Source organism: Streptomyces sp. YIM S03343 (genome assembly GCF_054729195.1).
This window is the reverse complement of the sequence record NZ_JBPUKX010000001.1, coordinates 2,807,242-2,824,291: the sequence shown is the minus strand read 5'-3', so window position 1 is coordinate 2,824,291 and position 17,050 is coordinate 2,807,242. Positions and strand designations below refer to the sequence as shown.

General features: G+C 68.2%; 17 protein-coding genes. 11 read left to right on the top strand and 6 right to left on the bottom strand.

Annotation, left to right across the window (positions count from 1 at the left end; genetic code table 11):
* Positions 1 to 219 precede the first annotated feature (219 nt).
* Both ACSYGN_RS11940 and ACSYGN_RS11935 read left to right on the top strand, forming a co-directional pair.
* Positions 220 to 372 (top strand): hypothetical protein, encoded by a 153-nt coding sequence (locus tag ACSYGN_RS11940; RefSeq protein ID WP_460394680.1) that lies wholly within the window; start codon positions 220 to 222, stop codon positions 370 to 372.
* 119 nt (positions 373 to 491) lie between these two features.
* Complete coding sequence (locus ACSYGN_RS11935) at positions 492 to 1,838, top strand: IS701 family transposase (RefSeq protein WP_460394678.1); 1,347 nt, start codon at positions 492 to 494, stop codon at positions 1,836 to 1,838.
* Positions 1,839 to 1,858: 20 nt separating this feature from the next.
* On the opposite strand, the gene ACSYGN_RS11930 is transcribed toward ACSYGN_RS11935, so the two are convergent.
* Positions 1,859 to 2,200, bottom strand: a complete 342-nt coding sequence (locus ACSYGN_RS11930; RefSeq protein WP_460394676.1) for a hypothetical protein — start codon at positions 2,198 to 2,200, stop codon at positions 1,859 to 1,861.
* Here ACSYGN_RS11930 and ACSYGN_RS11925 point away from each other — a divergent pair.
* Both ACSYGN_RS11925 and ACSYGN_RS11920 read left to right on the top strand, forming a co-directional pair.
* A complete protein-coding gene (locus tag ACSYGN_RS11925) occupies positions 2,186 to 2,506 on the top strand; it encodes an ankyrin repeat domain-containing protein (protein ID WP_460394674.1) in 321 nt (106 codons plus the stop codon). The genes ACSYGN_RS11930 and ACSYGN_RS11925 overlap by 15 nt on opposite strands.
* Before the next feature lie 370 nt (positions 2,507 to 2,876).
* A complete protein-coding gene (locus ACSYGN_RS11920) occupies positions 2,877 to 3,242 on the top strand; it encodes a hypothetical protein (RefSeq protein ID WP_460394672.1) in 366 nt (121 codons plus the stop codon).
* A 930-nt stretch (positions 3,243 to 4,172) separates the two neighbouring features.
* On the opposite strand, the gene ACSYGN_RS11915 is transcribed toward ACSYGN_RS11920, so the two are convergent.
* From ACSYGN_RS11915 to ACSYGN_RS11905, 3 genes are all read right to left on the bottom strand, one after another.
* Positions 4,173 to 4,544: a hypothetical protein gene (locus ACSYGN_RS11915; RefSeq protein ID WP_460403394.1), complete on the bottom strand. Its 372-nt coding sequence runs from the start codon at positions 4,542 to 4,544 to the stop codon at positions 4,173 to 4,175.
* 185 nt (positions 4,545 to 4,729) lie between these two features.
* Positions 4,730 to 4,930 carry a DUF397 domain-containing protein gene (locus ACSYGN_RS11910; RefSeq protein WP_460394670.1) on the bottom strand — a complete coding sequence of 67 codons (201 nt, stop codon included), beginning with the start codon at positions 4,928 to 4,930 and terminating at the stop codon, positions 4,730 to 4,732.
* A 12-nt stretch (positions 4,931 to 4,942) separates the two neighbouring features.
* Positions 4,943 to 5,794 carry a helix-turn-helix domain-containing protein gene (locus ACSYGN_RS11905; RefSeq protein ID WP_460394668.1) on the bottom strand — a complete coding sequence of 284 codons (852 nt, stop codon included), beginning with the start codon at positions 5,792 to 5,794 and terminating at the stop codon, positions 4,943 to 4,945.
* A gap of 190 nt (positions 5,795 to 5,984) precedes the next feature.
* Here ACSYGN_RS11905 and ACSYGN_RS11900 point away from each other — a divergent pair, with 190 nt between their 5' ends.
* On the top strand, positions 5,985 to 6,509 hold the full coding sequence (locus ACSYGN_RS11900; protein ID WP_460394666.1) for an ATP-binding protein: 525 nt from the start codon (positions 5,985 to 5,987) through the stop codon (positions 6,507 to 6,509).
* Positions 6,510 to 6,935: 426 nt separating this feature from the next.
* On the top strand, positions 6,936 to 8,192 hold the full coding sequence (locus ACSYGN_RS11895; RefSeq protein WP_460394664.1) for a globin domain-containing protein: 1,257 nt from the start codon (positions 6,936 to 6,938) through the stop codon (positions 8,190 to 8,192).
* Between the two features lie 31 nt (positions 8,193 to 8,223).
* Here the strand turns inward: ACSYGN_RS11895 and ACSYGN_RS11890 are convergent, their stop codons facing one another.
* Entirely contained in the window at positions 8,224 to 9,003 is a 780-nt protein-coding gene (locus ACSYGN_RS11890) for an alpha/beta fold hydrolase (RefSeq protein WP_460394662.1), read from the bottom strand.
* 37 nt (positions 9,004 to 9,040) lie between these two features.
* Entirely contained in the window at positions 9,041 to 9,403 is a 363-nt protein-coding gene (locus ACSYGN_RS11885) for a DUF427 domain-containing protein (RefSeq protein ID WP_460394660.1), read from the bottom strand.
* A 51-nt stretch (positions 9,404 to 9,454) separates the two neighbouring features.
* Between ACSYGN_RS11885 and ACSYGN_RS11880 the strand changes: the two genes are divergently transcribed.
* From ACSYGN_RS11880 to ACSYGN_RS11860, 5 genes are all read left to right on the top strand, one after another.
* Positions 9,455 to 9,994, top strand: a complete 540-nt coding sequence (locus tag ACSYGN_RS11880; protein WP_460394658.1) for an LOG family protein — start codon at positions 9,455 to 9,457, stop codon at positions 9,992 to 9,994.
* 52 nt (positions 9,995 to 10,046) lie between these two features.
* Positions 10,047 to 10,748 (top strand): SDR family oxidoreductase, encoded by a 702-nt coding sequence (locus ACSYGN_RS11875; RefSeq protein WP_460394656.1) that lies wholly within the window; start codon positions 10,047 to 10,049, stop codon positions 10,746 to 10,748.
* Between the two features lie 127 nt (positions 10,749 to 10,875).
* Complete coding sequence (locus tag ACSYGN_RS11870; RefSeq protein ID WP_460403392.1) at positions 10,876 to 11,832, top strand: methionine synthase; 957 nt, start codon at positions 10,876 to 10,878, stop codon at positions 11,830 to 11,832.
* 15 nt (positions 11,833 to 11,847) lie between these two features.
* Positions 11,848 to 14,040, top strand: a complete 2,193-nt coding sequence (gene ligA / locus ACSYGN_RS11865) for an NAD-dependent DNA ligase LigA (RefSeq protein WP_460394654.1) — start codon at positions 11,848 to 11,850, stop codon at positions 14,038 to 14,040.
* Between the two features lie 286 nt (positions 14,041 to 14,326).
* Complete coding sequence (locus ACSYGN_RS11860) at positions 14,327 to 16,834, top strand: putative bifunctional diguanylate cyclase/phosphodiesterase (protein WP_460394652.1); 2,508 nt, start codon at positions 14,327 to 14,329, stop codon at positions 16,832 to 16,834.
* Positions 16,835 to 17,050: the final 216 nt, after the last annotated feature.

Genomic DNA, 17,050 nt, shown 5'->3' with positions numbered 1-17,050 from the left:
GTGAGAGTCCGCTATCTGGGTGTCCCGGACACGCCGCCCGACCCGCTCGACGGCAGGTACCACTTCACTTCGGGGCAGGAATAAGTCGTACTCGAACTCCATGTCCGCAGCGACGGGTCCTCCTCCCTGCGCATCGAGCACTCGCCGTGCGACCTCGCCGGTCTGTACGGCGGGAAGCACTTCGAGCAGGTGTCCGATGTCATTCCGTCCCAGTGGAGCGTGGAGATTCATCCCTGGGGCGGGCTGAGCATGGGACCGAAGGAGTGGATCGCGGGGGACTTCTGGGAACGCATGATGGAGCGCGATCCGGAAGCGGAAGCCGCCTTCGCGGCGATCCGTGACGCGATCCTGGCGGAGGATCCGATCGCCTGATCCAGCGACCTCCGCGCCCGGTGTCAGTCACGGCAGCTGTAGTTCCGGCGTCTTCCCTGGTCAGCAGCTCGCGGGGCCGGGTGGGGGTATGGGTACGGCCACCGTGATCATGAACGTTTGTGACGACGTTTCAAGAAGCGGTGGCCGTGGAGGTCACGATAGCCCAGACAGTCTGGGGCCGGGTGTTCGGGGCGGCGATGCACGTGATCGCGGACTGCTTCGTGCGGCCTGAGACTCGCACGACTGCGGCGGAGATGATCAGCGGGCTGCTGGCGGAGGTGGACACGCGGAACTGCTGGACTCTGGCCCAGGCGCTGGGGCATCCGGGTCCGCACCGGCTGCAGCACCTCCTGTCACGCGCGAAGTTCGACCACGACCGGGCCAGGACGGAGATCGCCCGTCTCGTTGCGCGTGAACTGGCAGGTCAGGATGTGGTGCTGGTGGCGGACGAGACCGGCGACGCCAAGTCGTCCACCGACTGTGTGGGAGCCGGCCGCCAGTACTCCGGCGCGCTCAAGGGCGTCGGTCTGTGCCAGATCGCCGTCCACCTCGCCGTGGTCACCGCGACAGCGCGGGTGGTGATCGACCGGGCCCTGTATCTCCCGAAGGACTGGGCCGCGGACGAGGAACGCCGCGACGCGGCCGGTGTCCCGGAAGAGATCATGTTCGCCACCAAGCCGCAGCAGACCGCCGCCATGGTCGCCAAAGCGCTCCAGTCGGGCATCGACGCACACTGGTTCGTGGGCGACGAGGTCTATTCCGGCCGCGAACTCCGCACGAAAATACGAGCGTTCGGACTCGGCTATGCAGTCGGCGTGTCCCATACACACGTGGTGACTGACGGAGCGGGCCGCAAGTGGAAGGCCCGCCAGGTGATCAACAAGGTGCTGCCTCACCAGTGGATGCGCATCCAGACCGGACACGGAACGAAGGGCACCCGCGAGTACGACTGGGCCTGGCTCGACGTCCGCGCGGACGACACCCCCGACGGACACGACGAGAACGGCACCAGCCTCCTGGTCGCCCGCCGGCACCGGTACACCGGCGAGCTCTCCTTCTTCCGCTGCTGGACGCCCGAAGATGTCACCCTCGCCCAGCTGGTGGAGGTGATCTGCCGCAGATGGCGGATCGAGGAGACCTTTCAACTCGGCAAGACCTTCACCGGTCTGGACGAAGGCCAGGTGACCTGCTGGAACTCCTGGATGCGCTGGTCCTTGTTCTCCCTGATCGCCTCCGCCGTCCTCGCACTCACAGCCGCTGCCACGGTCACAGTCGGCCCCGCCGGACCGGTCCGGCTCGTCCCACTGACCTGTCCTGAACTCGTCCGGCTTCTCCGGGTGTTCGTCCTCACACCACCCGTCCGGGAAGCGGAACACGTCCTGCACTGGATGGCCTGGCGCCGCCACCATCAAGCCGTCGCGCAAGCCTGCCACCAGCGCCGACACGAACTCCAGGACCAGCCATGATCGGAACTACAGCTGCCGTGTCAGTGGCGCTGTGGCTTGGACGTCCCTTCGTGGACGTCCACATCGGGCATCCCAAGATTATTGAAGCAATGCGGGAATCCGGTATTCCGGCTGTTGCCGCATGCTTCTTCGAGGACGAACTGCCCTGGCTCAGTGGAATCGATCGGCTTCGTTCCTGACGAGACCGCCCATCCATGAAAGTGGGTGACGGCAACCGGCGTGATCCGCAGGCCGACGTGGTTCGCCGGCACCTGGCTGCTGGCACCAGTGTCAGCAGCCAGGTGCCGGGTAAACGGAATTTCTGCATCCAGGTTTACACAACCAGAAGGTGCTGATTGATAGTGGGTATGACGCCAGTTCATCAGGCTGTCGAGATGGAAAACCTAGTAGCTCTTCGTGACCTCCTTGATCAAGGGGTCGATATTAACGAGGAGCACCAGGGGCTGACCCTGCTGCACCATGCAATCGATGTAGAGATTGACGGACATACCCAAACGGGGGAGCCGCTACACGTGGATACAACCGCGTATCTCCTTGCCCGAGGGGCTGACCCGCGAAGGCGCTCGGACGGTGGAACCGGCGTTTCGGCAGAGCACATGGCACTCGTTGATGGGCATTGGCTTGCGACCTGCTTGATTGAGGAGTGGGAGCGCACGCATCCTGAGTGAGATGACGGCTGCCGATGGCAATGGCGAGCAATCGAACTCGTGCTGAGCATCCAGATTGAGGTTTCTGAGTAGCCCGCATAAATGACTCGTACGCAGCCTGGAGGCCCTCCCGGTATCGAATACCGGTAGGGCTCCTTGGCCGTAGTCTGGAAGCAACATGCCTCGAAGGAGGAACGCGGTCCCCGCGAGGTAAAGTTCGCCTCCGGTGTCGGACCCATGGTCAGTACACCGGCACGCTGCGGACTGCCTGCACCGCAGTTCCCGCCCGCCTTGAACATCCAGTGGTTGATGGAGAAGAAGAAGTGAAGGTCGACGAGCCGCTGCCGCCCACAGCGCGCGACTTCTGGTTGCGCAAACCTGGGAGCACCACGTGAAAGTGAAGTTCATCGACTTCGGAGGTCCCGAGCAGAGTGTCCGGCAAGGGGCGGATTCCCTGCATCAGGGTCAGGTGTACGTGGTCCTTGAGGCGTACTGTCAGACGGACGGACCGAACTACTTCAGGGTCGAGTTCCATAGAGGAGAGCTTCCCGCCCTCTTCGACTCGCGACTCTTCGAGGTTGTCGACTCGGATGTGCATCCATCGTGGACGGTATCCACTGTGTGGGACGGATCGCTCAAGATGGCGCCTGCTGCCTGGCAAGTTACAGGGTTTTGGGAAGAACTCATGGACCATTCCCCTGATGCAATCGAAATCTACGAGTTCGACAGAGATGCCCTGATGCTGGGGTCTGAATAGCTAGAGCTGCCATTCTCGATTTGAGATTGGCGAAGAACGTGATCCGGTGCGGTGCCATGAGGCTGTGACCGTACCGCCTCGCGGTGACACTTCAATGGGTGGCACCCATTCTTACCTGGTAAATCTGGGGCCCTTGTCAGGTATGTCTTGGCGCCGTTGCTAAATCCGGGGTCTGCATGACGTCGGCCTGTGTGACCCAGGGTTCGTTGCGTGATCGGAATCCGTCCGGTGTGCCGGACTGGTCCGGAGTCACTGCGGTGTGCAACAGCGTGAGCAGGAGACAGCAACGAGCATGATGCTGACCCGCGCGCAGAGCGGACGTAAGCTCCTGTGCATTCTTTGCCGACGTGAGTGATGCGTCAGATGGTCGATACACCGTCCGCGACCACGTGCGCGATTTGGTAGAAGCTGAGGGCAGGTTGGCGCACAGATTCGGATGACGTGAGTCAGCCATTCTCCTGGCGCACCTTGAGGAGTGCGGCGGCGAGAGCTCCGGCTGCTGCGGCCCCGAAGACTGTCGGATTGACGTATCCGGGCAAGTCGTCCGATGTGTACCGCTCGCCTGATGTGAGTCGGCATTCGATCTGCAGCGGAAGGTAGGTGACCTCGGGCGGTGACGTGACGTGCGCGGGGATCGTTCCGGCAACTCGGCGGAGGGGCTGAGTCGGCCCCTTCGTTGCCTGCTTCGGACAGCATCACCCAGAACAGGCCCCACGCGTACATGCCCAATGCAGTTGCGATGGCGATGAGAACAAGTCCCCGCAGGCCGGACGTGGTTGACATTCTGATTCCCCTTACGGCAAGGAAGAGCGTGCCGATGACCCGACGGTCAGCGTGAACAGTACAAGCACGAGTGGGCTTCGGAACTGACGGACGTTGCGTCCAATGGCTGCTGACACGGAAGTGGGAACGGCCTCTGTGCCTGGTCGCTCAGCAGAACATGAGGTCGACGCCCTGCTCGATGCAGAAGTGCAGGACGGCGACCAGTCGGCCGGTGTCGTCGACCCGTCGTTGAACGAGTGGATCTGTGCTGTCCCCCCTCTGGTCAATGATCTCCCTGAGACGGGGCAGAAGCGCGGCGCATTGGGCCGAAGTGAGGTCCGGGCCGTCGTCGTCAGGGTGATCGAGAAGCGGTTTCAACGTGGTGGAGACATCGCTCCACGGACGCTCTCCGCCGAAGCCCCACATCTCGTCAAGGTGGAAGCCCTCGGCCTGTGCCAACCAGTGGCGGAACATGCCGAAGCCGGTATAGGACCAGGCGACGTCCGGACTGGCGACGTCTCCGTCTGCCGGGCACAACATGAGCCCCACTGCATCCTCCTGGGTCGTCCAGTCGACAGGATCGGTCCCGGGAAGGCTCACGGCAACTGAAATGATCTGGGTGGGCTGGTGTGATCACGGCGCCGGAGTGGTCTGGTCTACCTCGTGAGATCCTTCGGGGTCATTTGTGCTCCCGCTGGTCCAGTGGAGCGGGCCTTGAAGCACATTCAGTGAAGGATGTCGTCCAGTGCCTGGACCCGGACGGCGTTGACGAACGCACTGAACGCTGTTTGGCCGACGGAGAACCCGCGGGCCGGGTAGACGCTGTGCCGCAGTGCTATCCGCATGTCGTCGCGGACCGCGACCTCGACGCAGTTGTTGCCGCCTTCCTCGGAGTAGGACGACTTGTACCAGCTCAGTTCAGCCAAGGTGATTGCCTCTCACAACTCTTGGGCCACCTTGTGGATGAAATCCGCTGACTGCTCCGGAGTCAACGCCGTCTTCTCGACCAGGTCCAGTTGTCTGCGGAAGTTCTCCAGTTGCATGGGAGCTTCGTAGAAGAGGGCTCCGGCAGGGGAGTCCATGTGCACGGTGTCGAGGTGAGGGTTGGCGGCCTCGGCGTACAGCACGCTGTCTCCAGCCATCGGGAAGCCCCCTGCGCCAAACGGGATCACGCGCAACGTCACATTGTCGCGGTCCGTCGCTGCCAGCAGATGGTTGAGCTGAGCACGCGCCACCTCTCCACCCCCCAACTGCATCCTCAGGGCCGACTCGTGGATGACCCCGAGATAGGGCGTCGCAGCGGAACCGGTAATGACGGACTGTCGGGCCATGCGGTGGGCAACTCGCAGTTCCAACTCCAGCCTGGGAAGGGGCGGAACGATGAGTTCGAAGATCGCCCTTGCGTGTGCCTCGGTCTGGAAGAGCCCGGGCAGGTGAGCGGTTTGCACGGTGCGTAGCCGCACGGCGTAGTGCTCGACCTCTGACACGTCCAAGAAGCCTGGCGGGATCTTTCCCCTGTACTCGTCCCACCAGCCGGTCTTCCTGCCTCCGGTCATCTCGACCAGCGCCTCCACGAAGGCTTGGTCATTGCACTCGTAGATGCTGACAAGCCGTCGCAGTCGTTCTGCGCTGATGCCGTATCGGCCTGCCTCGATGTTCGAAATGTTGGTGCGGTCAGTTCCCAGCAGGGTGGCTGCGGTCGGCGCAGACATGCCTGCCGCCTCCCGAAGCCGCCTCAACTCCGCGCCGAACCGCCGCTGTCGGATGGTGGGGGTGGTCCGTGGTGCCATTCGATGCTCTCTCCTCGCTCGCGCACAGTGTGCCGACGTCGCTTCTGGCTCGCCACCGGTTGACGGTAATTAACTCGTTCCAGTGAATACGGTTACACGGGTTAAATCTCCGTGGGTATGGTGTGACCCGCGCCACTCATCTTCACAGGCGTACCAACCCATTTGATCGCACAGCGCATAAGGAGGTGCCGTGACGAACGTGGAACCCGGACACCCGCCGCTGATTCCGTTCGCCGAACCCTGGGAGTACGAGCTCCACTTCCCCCGTGACGCGCGTGGGCCGGCCGTTGCCCGTACGACGCTCAAAGCCGTCCTGGGGGCCCATGGGCTCGGGGAGTTCACCGACCGGGCGGAACTGCTCGCCTCCGAACTCACCACCAACGCCGTCCGTTACTCCCTCGGTCCTGCGACCGTGCGGCTGAACTGGGCCAACCCCGTCCTACGGGTCAGCGTCACCGACACCTGCCCGCTCCTCCCCGCGCCGCTGGTGCCGGGCGGGCCGGATGCCGAACGCGGGCGCGGGCTGCTGATTCTCGACCTGCTCGCCGACGACTGGGGCGGATGCAGTCTCGGGGAGTCGGTGTTCGGGGTCGGTGGCAAGAGTGTCTGGTTCGAGTTGCGGCTGGGTGGGGGTGATCCGTCGTCAGGGGGCTGCGCCAACGACGGTGGCAGTGGTAGCGGCACAGTGCCAGCGCGGCCCGTCCTGGTGGCCTGACCGTCCTGCCTGGCGCGGCAAGTGCGCTTACGCCAGGGACGGACCGGCCCTCAGGGAAGGGACCTTCGGGCTTATCGGCGGGACCCTTGGCGCGACAATGGTCCCGGTTCCGGTGGTGTCATTGGTCCCGTTTCCAGCGGTGTCAAACGGGCCGACACCGAGTCGACAAGGGAGTAGCCGCAGCATGTCCCGCCGTCCTGCCGTCCTCATCTTCGCCGTGTGTGTTCTCGCCACCGCCGCCGCGGTCGTGTCGTTCACCCGTGGTTCGTGGTTCGGGGTCGTGTGGGTGCTGCTGGCGGGGGTCACCTCCAATATGGGGTGGTACTACCTGCGGCGGGCCGGTGGGGTGCGGAAGCGAGCAACGGTGGGTGCCTGCGGGGGTGATGGGGCGGCCGCCTGTGCCGGGTGTGTTCGGCAGGTCTGCCGATGAGCGGTGCTGACTATCACGCGCTGCTCGCCCGGCGTGAAGCCATGCGGTTCCGGGACCAGTTGCTTACTCCGGGAGCCCGGGTGGGTGGTTCGGGGGGCTTGCGCTCCGCCGTTGTGGGGGTTCCTGAAGGGTCGTACGACTCCGTTCGGGATCAGGAGATCATCACCCGTGACCTTCACCTCCTCATGCCCTTCGGCGAACTCATCGACGAGCTCTACGCCGCCCTCTTCCACCGGCATCCGTATCTGCGTCAGCTCTTTCCCGACTCCATGGAGTTCCAACGCGGCCACCTGGAGCGGGCGTTCCGCTATCTGATCGAGCATCTCGACCGGCCCGCCGAACTTGCCGCCTTCTGCGCCCGGCTGGGCCGCGACCACCGCAAACTCGGTGTGCTGCCCGTGCATTACGGCGTCTTCGAGCAGGCCCTCGCCGAAGCGCTACAGCGGCGTTCCCGTGGGCGGCTCGATGTCGAGGTGACGCGGGCCTGGCTGCGTATGGTGCGGCTTGCCGCAGCCGCCATGGTGGACGGGGCCTCGGAAGCCGTGGGTGAACCCGCCTACTGGGGTGCCACCGTGACTGAGCATCAGCGGCGGCGTCCCGACCTCGCCGTCATCCGTGTGCGGCCCTTTGAGCCGTACCCCTTCCTGCCAGGGCAGTACGCCACCGTCGAGACGCCCCTCGTACCGAACACCTGGCGGCCGTACTCGCCTGCCGGACTGCCCAGTCCTGATGGTGAGTTGGAGTTCCATGTCAGGCGTACCGGGCCCGGTGGGGTGAGTGACGCGCTGGTGACCGGCACCCGTGTCGGCGACACCCTGCGCCTCGGGCCCGCTCGCGGCAACACCGTGCTCGACGACAGCCGGGCGCGCGATGTGCTCGTCATTGCAGGGGGCACCGGCTGGGCCGGCGCCCGTGCTCTCGTCGAGGACCTTGCCCTGCGCCGTGGGCCGGGGGTCTCCGCGCACCTCTTCCTCGGTGTCCGCTCCGCCGACGACCTCTACGACGGGTCCGTCCTCACCCGGCTGGAGAGCCGCTGCCCCTGGCTGCGGATCGTGCCGGTCGCCGATGACGCCGGCAGCGGGTCCGTGCGCGGGTCGGTCGTCGAGACCATGGCCGCGCACGGCGACTGGACCGGTCATGCCGCCTACGTCAGCGGGCCGCCCGGCCTAGTGATCGCCGCGGTGCGCCGACTGGCCGGGCTCGGGGTGCCGGCGGACCGGATCCGGCACGATCCCGTTCCGGCCGGGGGCTGAGTCGGGGGCTGAGTCGGGGCGCGCGCCCCGGTCATGCGGTGAAGAACTCCGCCAGCACCGGAGCCAGTACGTTCGGGTCCACCATGTGGGTCTGGTCCGCCAGGGTGCGGTACGTGCCCCTCGGCACCGCGTCCGCGACTGCCCGGGCGGCCTCGCGCATCCATGCCGGGCTGGCGCCGCCCGCCATCGCCAGTACCGGCACGGGTACGGCGGCGAGGCGGTCCCGGGGGACCCGGCCGTCGCCCATGACCGCGTCGTCGTAGGCGAGGCTCGGTGCGATGGCCTCCATGGCCTGCCACATGGGGGACTGGCGGGCGCCCCGGATCATCTCCTCGGCAAGGCCGGTGAGCCTCAGGAACAGCTCCACCGCGTCCCCGCGCCGCCCCTCGCGAAGCGCCCGCCTCAGGTTTCTGGTGTACTCGACGCGCTCCTCGGCCGCCGCCTCGTCCATCGCGAACGGCGGTTCGTACACCGCGACATGACGCACCGGCAGCCCGCTCGCCGCCGCCTCCAGCACCAGCGCGCCGCCCGACGACATGCCGTACAGCGACGCCTCGCCGCCCACCGCCTCCACCAGCGCGGCGAGATCCTCGACCTCGCGCGCGACCGCGTACGGCGGCGTGTCGCCGCTCTCCCCGCGGCCCCGGCGGTCGTACCCGACGACCGTGTAGCGGGTCGACAACAGCCCGGCGAGGGGCGCCACGGTGGCGCCCGTGGACATGGCGCCGCTCACCAGGATGACCGCCGGGCCGCGGCCGCCGCGGGTATAGGCGAGGGGCGTGCCGTCACGCGAAATCGTCTGCTTGTCCATGTCTGTGCACCTTGCCATCGCGTGCGGTCGTCACCGGCTACGACACGTCAGGCGCCCCGGATACTTCGGACGTCTCCGATACTTCCGCCTCGTAGAAGCAGAGGTGTCCCTTGATCGCCGCGACCTCCGGTTTCGGGTCCGGATAGGACCAGACGAGGTCCTTCGGCCCGTCCGGGACGGACCAGTAGGACGCCGTGCCCTTGAAGGGGCAGACGGTGTGCTTGTCGGAGGGGGTCAGGAGGTCGAGGCGTACGTCCTCGGCCGGGAGGTAGTAGCGCGGCGGGTAGCCCGTCTCGCGCAGTACCAGGGGGCGGTCGGTCTCCGCGAGGATCCTGCCGTCGTGCACCACGCGCACGTGCCGGTCGCCCTGCTCGATGGTGATCTTGTGTCCTGCGGTCATGGTTTCAAAAGCGCTTGCGGGCGCCGCGTTCTTCCCCCGTACGGTGACGCCATGCGAATCTGTGTCTTTCTCTCCGCCGCCGATCTCGACGACCGCTACACGGTCCCCGCGCGCCAGTTCGCCGGACTGGTCGGCAAGGGCGGGCACACGCTGGTGTGGGGCGGCTCCGATGTGGGCCTCATGAAGGTCGTCGCGGACGGCGTCGAGGAGGCGGGCGGCACGCTGCTCGGCGTGTCGGTGGAGTTCCTGGCGGCGGCGGCTCGGCAGGGTGTCGATCACATGGTCGTCGCCCGTGATCTCTCCGAGCGTAAGCGGCTGCTGCTTGAGTATGCCGACGCCGTGGTGATCATGGTCGGCGGCACGGGCACGCTCGACGAGGCGACGGAGATCCTTGAGCTGAAGAAGCACGGGCACTCCGAGCTGCCGGTGGTGCTGCTGAACACGGCGGGGTTCTACGACGGGCTCAAGCAGCAGTTCCGGCGGATGGAGGAGGAAGGGTTCCTTCCTCGGCCGCTGGCGGAGCTGGTGTTCTTCGCGGAGGAGCCGGTGGGGGCGCTGGCGTATCTGGAGGAGAGTCTCGGGGCCCGGTGAGACCGGAGGATCGGTGAGACCGGCGGCTCGGTGAGTGCCCCGTGATGCGAGCATGGCGGACATGGCTATTCATGTGATCACGGGAGCCGGATCGGGCATCGGCGCCGCCGTCGCGCAGTCGCTGCATGCGCGTGGGGACGAGCTTGTGCTCCACGCGCGCGACGCCGGTCGCGCGAAGGAACTGGCTGCGGCCTTTCCCGGGGCGCGGACCCTTGTCGGTGATCTCGCCGAGCCGGAGCGGCTGAGCTGGGCCTTCTCGCACCAGGAGCTGCCGGAGCGGGTGGACTCGCTGCTGCACATCGCCGGGGTCGTCGACCTGGGGACGGTCGGGGAACTGACGCCCAAGTCGTGGCGGCACCAGCTCAACGTCAATCTCATCGCGCCTGCCGAACTGACCCGCCTCCTACTTCCGCAGCTTCGGGTGGCCCGGGGGCATGTGGTGTTCGTGAACTCGGGGGCGGGGCTGAATGCGCATGCGTCGTGGTCGGCTTATGCGGCGTCCAAGCATGGGCTGAAGGCGCTGGCGGATTCGCTGCGGCAGGAGGAGCACGGGAGCGGGGTGCGGGTCACTTCCGTGTACCCGGGGCGTACGGCCAGTCCTATGCAGGTGAAGGTGCATCAGCAGGAGGGGAAGGAGTATGAGGCGGGGCGGTGGATCGAGCCGTCGTCCGTGGCTACGGCGATTCTGATGGCGCTGGATCTGCCGCGGGACGCGGAGGTCAACGACGTGACGGTTCGGCCGGGGGTGCGCTGAGCGGATTCCACGGCGAGCGTGAGGCGGAGCCCCCTGGAGGCGATGTGTGCCGCGGCACATTACGTAGGCTGCCCAGGTGAGCAACAGCGATAAGGCGAACCTCGGCGGAGCCACCGGTGTCGGGTCCATGCCCGGGGGCGACGCTCGTGAGGCCGTCAAGACCGTCACCGGGACCTTCGAGGACTTCCCCCACCTGCCCGAGCTGCCCGCCCGAGGGCCCGGCGCCGACATGATCGGCCGTACCGCCGGGATGCTCGTCGAGTTGTACGCGCGCGTGGAGCCCAGCGGCTGGCGGATCGGCGACCGGCCGGGCCGGGACACCAAGCGGGCCCGCTCCTGGCTGGGCGAGGACCTCGACGCGCTGGAGGAATTCACCCAGGGGTACGAGGGACCGCTGAAGGTGCAGGCGGTGGGGCCCTGGACGCTGGCCGCCGGTCTGGAGCTGAGGAACGGGGAGGCCGCCCTCTCCGACGCCGGGGCCTGCCGGGACCTCGCGGGCTCGCTCGCCGAGGGGCTGCGGCTGCATCTCGACGAGGTGCGGCGGCGGGTGCCGGGGGCGCGGGTCGTGCTGCAACTCGACGAGCCCTCCCTCACCGCCGTACTGCGCGGACAGGTGAAGTCGGCCAGTGGGTATCGCACGCATCGGGCCGTCGACCGGCAGGTGGTCGAGGCGACCCTGCGCGACCTCATCGGCAGCGCGGGCGCCGAGTCCGTCGTCGTGCACTCCTGCGCGCCCGACGTGCCCTTCGCACTGCTGCGGCGGGCGGGCGTCGACGCCGTCTCCTTCGATTTCTCTCTGCTCACCGAGCGTGACGACGACGCGATCGGGGAAGCAGTGGAAGGGGGCACGCGGCTGTTCGCCGGTGTGGTGGCGGGCACGGACGGCCCATTGTCAGACCCTGCCGGTAGCGTCATGGGTGTCAGGACGCTGTGGCGCAGGCTGGGGCTGCGACCGGGGCTTCTCGCGGACGTCGTCACACTCACGCCCGCGTGCGGGCTCGCGGGTGCTTCCCCGGGGTATGCCCGCGCGGCGCTCGCCCACTGCGTCCGGGCGGCGAGATCCCTCGCGGACAACCCAGAGTAACGGGAGGACCACACGGTGGCCGGCGACAAGCAAGCGGAGACGACGGTGCCCGTCGAGGCGCGGGAGCAGCACGCGCAGCTCGCTGAGCAGATCGAGGAGCATCGCTTCCGGTACTACGTGAACGACGCCCCGGTCGTCAGCGACGCGGAGTTCGACAGGCTGCTGCGCGCGCTGGAGGCGCTGGAGGCGGAGTATCCCGAGCTGCGGACGCCCGACTCGCCCACCCAGAAGGTCGCGGGCGCGTACGCGACGGAGTTCACCTCCGTGCAGCACCGGCAGCGCATGCTGTCGCTGGACAATGCCTTCGACGACCTGGAGCTGGCCGCCTGGGCGGAGCGCGTCCACAAGGACGTGGGCACTGGCGGGTACCACTTCCTGTGCGAGCTGAAGGTCGACGGCCTAGCCGTCAATCTGACGTACGAGCAAGGGCGTCTCACCCGCGCGGCGACCCGTGGCGACGGCCGGACCGGCGAAGACATCACCCCCAATGTGCGGACCATCGCGGAGATTCCGGACAGACTGACCGGTGACCGTGTTCCGGATCTCGTCGAGATCCGCGGTGAGGTCTACTTCCCGATGGAGCAGTTCGAGGAGCTCAACGCCCGTCTGGTGGAGGCCGGTGACAAGCCCTTCGCCAACCCGCGCAACGCCGCCGCCGGTTCACTGCGCCAGAAGGACCCCCGGGTCACCGCGACCCGGCCGCTGCACATGGTGGTCCACGGCATCGGGGCGCTGGAGGGATTCGAGGGGCTGACCCGGCTCTCGGAGGCGTACGACCTGCTGAGCGAGTGGGGGCTGCCGACCTCGCGCCACAACAAGGTGGTCGACGGCCTCGACGGCGTGCGGGAGTTCATCGCGTACTACGGCGAGAACCGGCACTCCGTGGAGCACGAGATCGACGGCGTCGTCGTCAAGCTCGACGAGATCCCGCTCCAGGGACGGCTCGGCTCCACCTCCCGCGCGCCGCGCTGGGCCATCGCGTACAAGTACGCGCCGGAGGAGGTCAACACCAAGCTCGTCAACATCCGTGTGGGTGTCGGCCGCACCGGCCGGGTGACGCCGTACGCGCAGGTCGAGCCGGTGACGGTGGCCGGTTCGGAGGTCGAGTTCGCCACCCTGCACAACCAGGACGTCGTCAAGGCCAAGGGTGTGCTCATCGGTGACACGGTCGTGCTGCGCAAGGCTGGTGACGTCATCCCGGAGATCCTCGGGCCGGTCGCCGACCTGCGGGACGGCACCGAGCGCGAGTTCGTGATGCCCGCCGAGTGCCCTGAGTGCGGCACCCCCCTGCGGCCGATGAAGGAGGGCGACGTCGATCTGCGCTGCCCGAACGCGCGGACCTGCCCCGCCCAGTTGCGGGAACGGCTCTTCTATCTGGCGGGCCGCAAGGCACTCGACATCGAGCACTTCGGGTATGTCGCGGCTGCGGCCCTCACCAAGCCGCTGGAACCGGCCGAGGCGCCGCTGACGGACGAGGGCGACCTGTTCGACCTCACCGTCGAGCGGCTGCTGCCCATCAGGGCGTTCGTTTACGACCAGGGCAGCGGGCTGCCCAAGCGCGACCCGAAGACCGGCGAGGAGAAGACCGCGCTGGTTTTCGCCAATCAGGACGGCGGCGCCCGCAAGAACGCGCTGGCCATGCTGGACAACATTGCCGCGGCCAAGGAGCGCCCGCTGGCCCGGGTGCTGACCGGGCTGTCGATCCGTCATGTGGGGCCCGTGGCCGCGGAGGCGCTGGCCCGGGAGTTCCGCTCCGTCGAGCGCATCGAGCAGGCCACCGAGGCGGAGCTGGCGGACACGGACGGTGTCGGCGCCATCATCGCGGCCTCGCTCAAGGAGTGGTTCGCCGAGGAGTGGCACCAGGAGATCCTGCGCAAGTGGCGGGCCGCCGGGGTGCGGATGGAGGAGGACGGGTCGGGTGAGGACGAGGGGCCGCGTCCGCTCGAAGGGCTCACCGTCGTCGTCACCGGCACTCTCGAACATTTCACCCGGGACGGGGCAAAAGAGGCGCTGCAGAGCCGCGGAGCCAAAGTCACCGGTTCCGTATCGAAAAAGACATCCTTCGTTGTTGTAGGTGACAATCCGGGATCGAAATATGACAAGGCAATGCAACTCAAAGTGCCTGTTCTGAACGAGGACGGGTTCGGTGTCCTGCTCGAACAGGGCGCGGACGCGGCGGCCGAAGTTGCCCTGCCGACCGGGGAGTAGCGGTTGAAGGCCACCCGATCGGCGCATACCAGATGCATAAGGGTGGCCGGGGCGCATTCGGGCAACCACCGGCGACCGCCGCCCGTAAGAGCCTTTCGCGGCCTACTGTTGGGATAGCGCCCGCCGTGCCCAGCAGCGGCCGGGGCAAGGTCCCGCTCCCCGATGGGCTCTCGAGGAACAGGACAAAGGGTTTTTCAACGGGGTTTTTCGACGCGGAGGCCGTTGAGGGATGTGTCGGGCATCGGGCCGCGTGGCGTGGGCACCGCCGGCCGTGAGAGGGACGGGAATGGAACCGACCGAGAGCGTCGCCCCGGTCTCACGGCTGCGCCGTGCGGCAGGGGCGTGGCGGGGGAGCCGGTGGGCGACATGGTCCTTGTCGGGACGTGAGTCCTTGTCGGGACGTGACGGCGGCACAGGCGGTACAGAAGGCCGTCCGCCCGGCCGGTCCGCGGCGACGGACCGCCCGGCCACGGACCGCCCAGCCACGGACCGGTCGGCGACGGACCGCCGCTACCCGGCGGCCGACCGGGGCGCGCAGCGGGCCGCGGACGGATCCGGGCGAGGGCGAGGACCGGGAAGCGTGTTCGCGGACGGATTCGCCGGCGTCTTCACGGACGGCCGCACTCCCGGGAGACCGCCGCGGCAGGCCGCCGACCCACGGCAGGCGGCCGGCCCCCCGTACACCAACGGCATCCGGCCGCCCGGTCGGCCTCTCCTCGCGCTGCCGCCCGGCAGCGGCGACAGCACCGGTCACGAGCGGCGCCCGGCCGTGCCCGCGCTGCCCGTCGCCGTCGTGACGGCGGCCGTCCTGGTGCTCGGCGCCGGCTTCTACCGCGCCTTCACCGGCACCCACGCCCTGTTCCCGTCCGGCACGGTCGGCTGGTCCTTCGCCGTGCTCAGCGGCATCATCGTCGGCCATCTCGTCATGCTCGGCCGCTCCCGCTGGTGGGGCGGCACGGGCTCCGGCGCCGCCCTCACCCTCGCCGTCCTCATGCTCTACGGCTGGGTGCCCGCCGGGATGGTCAGCCTCACGGTGGTCGTCCTGGTCGGCATAGCCCGCCGGGGCCGCTGGCGGTCCGGGGTGCTGCACGGCTCGGTCGACATCCTCGGCATCGGCGCCGGAGCCCTGCTGCTGGGCGCCTTCGGCCGGGTGCCGAGCGTCGAGCAGCCCTGGGACCCCGGCACCTGGACGCTCTACACCGCCCCGCAGGTGGTGCTGGTCGCGGCCGCCTATCTGCTCGTCACCCGCGCCCTGCTGTGGTACTTGCAATCCGCCCGCGGCGGGCTGCCCACGGTGGCCCGCACCGCCCTCGTCCGGCAGAGCCTCGTCGCAGTCGCCCTGCTCGGCATCGCACCGCTGGTCTGTGTGGTCGCCGTCGCCCAGCCGGTCCTGCTGCCGCTGTTCGCCGTCCCGCTGATCGCCCTCGACTCCACCCTGTGGATCGCCCGCGCCCGCGCCGAGGAGCAGCTGCGCGACCCGCTCACCGGGCTGCCCAACCGGCAGTGGCTGCTGGAGCGGATCTGGACCGCGCTCGACGACGCCGAACGCATCGGTGCGCGGGCCGCCCTGATGCTGATCGACCTCGACCGGTTCCGTTCGGTCAACGACACCCTGGGCCATCTCGCCGGTGACCGGCTGCTGCTGCAGACCGCCGACCGGCTGCGGGCGGCGCTGCCGCGCGGGGCGGAGGCCGCGCGGCTCGGCGGCGACGAGTTCGCCGTTTTACTGCCCGTCGCCGACTCCACGACATCCGCGACCCGTATCGCCCGCGGTCTCGTCGCCGCGCTCAGCTCCCCGCTCGACCTCGACGGACTCACCCTCGTCCTGGAGGCCAGCGCGGGAGTCGCCGTCTTCCCCGACCACGCCCTCGACGCCGAGGGACTGCTGCGCCGGGCCGACGTGGCGATGTACCAGGCGAAGCGGGACCGCACCGGAGTGGAGGTGTACGAGTCCAAGCGCGACTCCAACACCCCCGACCGGCTCGGTCTGCTCGGCGATCTTCGCCGCGCGCTGGACGCCCACGAGGTGCAGCTGCACTACCAGCCCAAGGTCCGCTTCGACGGCCAGGTCGCGGGCCTGGAAGCACTGGTCCGCTGGGTGCACCCGGAGCGCGGCAAGGTGCCGCCGGACGAGTTCATAGCGATAGCCGAATCGTCCGGCCTCATGCCGCATCTGACCGAGTACGTGCTGGAGACCGCGCTGGCCCAGGTCGCCCGCTGGCGCGCCCAGGGCCTGTTCGTGCCGGTCGCCGTCAACGTCTCCCCGCGCGACGTCCACACCCCCGGCTTCGCGGGCTCCGTCGCCGCCCGTCTCGCCCGGCACGGTGTCCCGGCCTCGGCGCTCCAGCTGGAGATCACCGAGCATGTCCTGCTGGAGGACCCGCAGCGGGCCGCCGACACCCTCGCCGGGCTGTCCATGCACGGCGTGAAGATGTCGCTGGACGACTTCGGCACCGGGTACTCGTCGCTGGTGCATCTGCGGCGGCTGCCGGTCAGCGAGCTGAAGATCGACCGCTCGTTCGTGGCCCGGCTGGCGTTCGACGCCGAGGACGCGGAGATCGTCCGCTGCACCGTCGACCTCGCGCACTCGCTGGGGCTGCTCGTGGTCGCCGAGGGTGTCGAGGACGACGAGACGTGGGAGCGGCTGCGGGACCTGCACTGCGACGCCGTACAGGGCTGGCTGGTCGCCGCGGCGATGCCTCCCGAGGAGACGACGGCGTGGCTGCTGGCGCGGGGGTCGCGGGGGTGGCAGCGGCCACGGGCCGCGTTGCCCGCGGCGGCTTCGGACGAGTGATCTACCCACGCGCCCGCCCGTTCGGCGTGTCCGCCCGTTCGGCCCCGTTCGGCATGTCCCCACGGTGACCGTCTCCCGTGGGGCCCGGTCACCGTCGGCGGCTGCCGCTGTCGGCCGGCTCACCGGTGACCCCGAAGGGCAGCCTCCGGCAAACCGTTTCACGGTCAACACCCCCCGCCCCCTAGGATTGGGCTCAAACCACACGCACTCACCCCC

What these genes read in the sequence shown, in the direction of transcription:
- ACSYGN_RS11925 (WP_460394674.1), top strand. Translation starts at nt 2,186, where the DNA reads ATGACGCCAGTTCATCAGGCTGTCGAGATGGAAAACCTAGTAGCTCTT.
- ACSYGN_RS11930 (WP_460394676.1), bottom strand. Translation starts at nt 2,200, where the DNA reads ATGAACTGGCGTCATACCCACTATCAATCAGCACCTTCTGGTTGTGTA.
- ACSYGN_RS11915 (WP_460403394.1), bottom strand. Translation starts at nt 4,544, where the DNA reads ATGTTGTGCCCGGCAGACGGAGACGTCGCCAGTCCGGACGTCGCCTGG.
- ACSYGN_RS11905 (WP_460394668.1), bottom strand. Translation starts at nt 5,794, where the DNA reads ATGGCACCACGGACCACCCCCACCATCCGACAGCGGCGGTTCGGCGCG.
- ACSYGN_RS11895 (WP_460394664.1), top strand. Translation starts at nt 6,936, where the DNA reads ATGAGCGGTGCTGACTATCACGCGCTGCTCGCCCGGCGTGAAGCCATG.
- ACSYGN_RS11890 (WP_460394662.1), bottom strand. Translation starts at nt 9,003, where the DNA reads ATGGACAAGCAGACGATTTCGCGTGACGGCACGCCCCTCGCCTATACC.
- ACSYGN_RS11885 (WP_460394660.1), bottom strand. Translation starts at nt 9,403, where the DNA reads ATGACCGCAGGACACAAGATCACCATCGAGCAGGGCGACCGGCACGTG.
- ACSYGN_RS11880 (WP_460394658.1), top strand. Translation starts at nt 9,455, where the DNA reads ATGCGAATCTGTGTCTTTCTCTCCGCCGCCGATCTCGACGACCGCTAC.
- ACSYGN_RS11875 (WP_460394656.1), top strand. Translation starts at nt 10,047, where the DNA reads ATGGCGGACATGGCTATTCATGTGATCACGGGAGCCGGATCGGGCATC.
- ACSYGN_RS11870 (WP_460403392.1), top strand. Translation starts at nt 10,876, where the DNA reads ATGCCCGGGGGCGACGCTCGTGAGGCCGTCAAGACCGTCACCGGGACC.
- ACSYGN_RS11860 (WP_460394652.1), top strand. Translation starts at nt 14,327, where the DNA reads ATGGAACCGACCGAGAGCGTCGCCCCGGTCTCACGGCTGCGCCGTGCG.